General features: G+C 60.7%; 2 protein-coding genes. Both read right to left on the bottom strand.

Translation table 11 applies throughout. The annotated features are described in order from the left end of the window. Nucleotides 1–1897 (bottom strand): glycosyl hydrolase 115 family protein (locus E4O92_RS02550; RefSeq protein ID WP_135188185.1); only part of this gene is annotated, 1897 nt, incomplete at its 3' end. Between the two features lie 23 nt (nucleotides 1898–1920). After that, nucleotides 1921–3729 carry a glycoside hydrolase family 28 protein gene (locus E4O92_RS02555; RefSeq protein WP_135188186.1) on the bottom strand — a complete coding sequence of 603 codons (1809 nt, stop codon included), beginning with the start codon at nucleotides 3727–3729 and terminating at the stop codon, nucleotides 1921–1923. Nucleotides 3730–3890 lie beyond the last annotated feature (161 nt).

Raw genomic sequence — 3890 nt, forward strand, 5'->3', positions numbered from 1 at the left:
CAGTGTCCCACTTGGCCGTCAACGCCACCAGTTCCGCGTTCGCGGCCTTGGCTCTCTCCATGTTGCCAAGCTCGGCCTCGAAATAGCGTTCATTCGCCAACGCCGCGGCCACCACGGGATAGGCAACCAGTTCGAAATAGGCGTCCCGCTTCGCCTGCGCAATGCTGCTTTGCAAGTGTTCGACCCGTGCCTGCAGTTCCTTGAATTCGCGGACGCGCTGCCGGCTTTCCTCAAAGCTCAAGGTGCTGGGATGCGGCGTGGTCTTCGGCAGCCACCATTGCAGGTGTTCTGGCTTGCGATCGAAATTCAGCCGGAAATATTTATCCATGATGGAGGCGATTTCACCTGCATGCGCCTTGCCGAATTCGCGCGCCGCCCACTGCGGCAGATAATCCGGTAAATTCTCGCGTTTCCAACGGTTGATGTCCCAAGCCATCTGCAGGAAGAATTCCGCGCCAGCTTCGGCGGGCTTGATGTCGCCGACGTTGACGATCCATACCGTTCTGGCTCCATGGTCGTAGGCCTTGGACATCTCTTCCCACACCAGCGCTGGCGGCGTGGTGTGCAGCCAGAGGTAGGACATGGGAGCGCCGCTGTACGATATATGGTAATACACGCCCATGCCGCCACTGCGCTGGCGTTCGGCCTCGTTCGCGTAACGCCGGATATAGCCGAAGTTATCGTCGGGCCAGATGATGGTGACATCCTCCGGTACTTTCAGGCCCTGGTTGTAAAGGGGGAGCACTTCCTTGTACGGCGTGAATACCTGCTGCGCTCCTTTCGGCAACAGCTCGCGCTGGTCTGCGAAGATCTGCTCCAGCAGCTTGATGCGCTCGCGGTCCTCCTTCGGCCCCTGCATGCGGGCGTCGTTTATTCCGCGCATGCCGATCGTGTACATATTTTCGTACTGCTTATTCGTCTCGATTCGGTCGCGCCAGTATTGCAGTACTTTCGCGGGATGGGTCGCATAGTTGAAATGGTCGGGCGGTTCTGTCCATTCCTTGCCGTTATTACGCAGCATTGGCTCGGCATGGGACGAACCCATGACGATGGCGTAGTCATTGGCCAGGGCCGCGTTGCGTGGATCCGCATTGAATGCTTTGGTCGGAGGGTGCATTCCCGGCCAGAGCGAATTCGCTTTCAAGCGCAGCAGCAGTTCGAATACCTTTTCATACGTTTTGGGACCGATGCCGCCGAATTCCGGTTCGAAGGTTTTGGAGGCCCATCGGTGCAGCCCCCAGTCCTCGTCGTTGATAAAGATGCCGCGATATTTGACGGAGGGTGGACCGAAGCGGCGCAATCCCGATGCGAGATACAGGGCAGCCTTGCGCTCGGGCGTCACATCCGCCCACCAGTTCCAGGGCGAGACCCCGATCGCCTGCGACAGCTCATAGGTGCCGAAGGCCGTGCCGCGCGGGTCGCTGCCGGCAATGACCAGTGCGCGCTGTACACCCGGCATTGGCTGTTCGACGGTAGCGATGACGAAGCTTTCCCAAGCGCCCCGCAGTTGGGCAACTGACAGCTTGCCGGAACCGGCGAGCTTGTCGATGAGCGCGCTGCGGCCGAGCGTACCGATGATGACGGCCGTGGATGCCGCTTTACCGGCGACCCGGGGCCTGCGGCCGGTGACCTTTTCGATATCCGCAGCGAGGTCGCGCGCGGCGATGCGGACAACCTTTGCGTCTTCGTCCGAAAAAACGATGGTTGCGGTCCCGCTGGCATCGGCCAGCACAAAATCACCGGGGTGGCGCTCGGTTCTCACCCAGTCTGCGGATGACTGCCGACCTACAGCGCTCTGTGCCGAGCTGGAGGCGATGGGAGAATCGTTGGCCAGCGTAGTAGTGCTGGCAAGGCAGAATAAGAAGCCGATCAGGCGGCCGAAGAATGTTTTAGTCATTGATCTTCTGTGAGCGGGAGATATCAGGCGTCCAGGCTGGCGTTGTAGGTCTTGCCGGCAATCTTGACGTTAGTGAGCTGCACGCCCTTAACGTTGTGCGCGAACCAGGGATGTTCGCTGTTGCGAGGGGTGCCAAAGTCGCAATCGCTGATCGTGACGTCCCTGACCGGCAGTACCGGTTTGCCGGCCGGTCCGTTATAGCTGCTGGCGAGCGGTCCCAGGATCACGAACGCCTGGTAGCAGGAGTACATTCCCGTCGGGGTATTGACGTTCCCGACACGCAGGTTCGAGATGTGCACGTTTGACACGTCCGGCAGGCGAACGCGGACGCTTTCGTCCAGTGGCGTGTAATCGCAGTCGATGGTGATCACGCCGCCGGCCGTGGTGGCTGCGGAATTCGGCGGGAGCGAGGAACCGGGAAGCTGGTCGTAGAAGCGCCCGACGGTGGCGATACCATTGGCGATAGTGCAGTCGCGGATGTAGAAGTGGCGCAGGAATCCGCCGCGATTCATATTGGTCTTCATGCGGATGGCCGTGTTGAGCGGGTCTTTTTGCCAATGCACATTGCGGAACTCGAGCCGCTGTGCGTACACATGTTCGATGCCCGCTGCCATTTCACTACCCAGGGTCATGCCCCCGTGGCCACTGTTAAAGACACAGTCCTGAACCAGCACGTTGCGCGTCGGGCCGAAGGCGGTGTCGCGATTGCGCCCGGCCTTGACCGCGATGCAGTCGTCACCTGTGTTGAACTCGCAATCTTCGACCAGAACGGTATCGCAGGACTCGGGATCGAAGCCGTCATTGTTCGGCCCCATGCTGTCCATGTGGACCTTTTTGATGTGCAAGTTGCGGCAGTTGACCGGATGGTGCTGCCAGAAGGGGGATCCCTTCACCATGTAGCCCTGCAGCAGAATATTGCTGCAGCCGATGAATTCGATCATGCTGGGACGCAGGTAATGGCCGATGCCGAAGATGCGCCGGGCGAGCGGCACCCCGGCTTCGGACAGGGCCGGCAGGTAGCGTTCGTCGGCACGGAAGCTTTGGCGGGTCGACTGGATCAACTCCCGTTCGTCCGTCGTGAGTTGCGGTGCGACCGCCTCCAGCGATACGGGATTGCGCTCGTTGATCGCGGTCTGGGTTTCCTTGCCTGCCTTGTTGCGGCGTCCTTTCCAGTCCCACCAGCAGCCGTTTCCGGCCTCGAAGGGAACGCCGCCCTGGCCGTCCAAAATGCTGCTCCAGTCCTCGCCCGTGAGAGCGAAGTTGTCCTGTCCGTTGGCATACACCAGCGGGGAATAGTTCAGTACATCGTTGCCCTGCCAGCGCGAAACGACCAGCTTCCCGTTCGGACCGCAGTCGATGTCGCCGTAGCGGGCGTAATCGGCTGGATTGGGGCTGAAGTAGAGGCGGGCGCCGGCCGCGAGGTGCACATGCACGTTCGAGCGCAGCACCAATGGGCCGGCCATGTACCAGTTGCCCTTGGTGATAAGCACGCGTCCGCCGCCGGCCTTGTGGCATGCATTGATGGCGGCGGTGATGGCCGGGTAGCAGTCGTGCGAGCCGCGCAGCGGCGACAGCGATTCGCCCATCGCGTGTGGCGTCACCCAGGCGCGTACCGGTGCGACCTCGCAAGGCTTGGCGCCGAAGGCGGTGATGAGGAAATCCTCGTCACGGAAGCGCAGCGGCTTGGCGAACTTGGCTTCGATCTCTCTCGCGCGCTGCCATGGATCGGAAGATTGCGCCGCCATCGACAGCGTGGAGATGCCGGGGCCGATCAAGGTGGTGGTGGCGGCACCGAGCATTGCACGGCGTTTCAGGTTGATCTCTGCAGTCATGAAGGCTCCATTGCTTGTGTAGTTCATTAAGCAGTGACGAACGGGGAACGGTTTTTCCGCCGTGGACGGCGAAATTAGTTAGCCCAATAATTCGTCGTCCCCGCGCAGTGAAGTGACCCAGAAATGTTGGACAGCGATTGTTACTGCATTGCGAGCTGGGT

The organism is Massilia horti (assembly GCF_004614195.1).
Lineage (GTDB): Bacteria > Pseudomonadota > Gammaproteobacteria > Burkholderiales > Burkholderiaceae_D > Telluria > Telluria horti.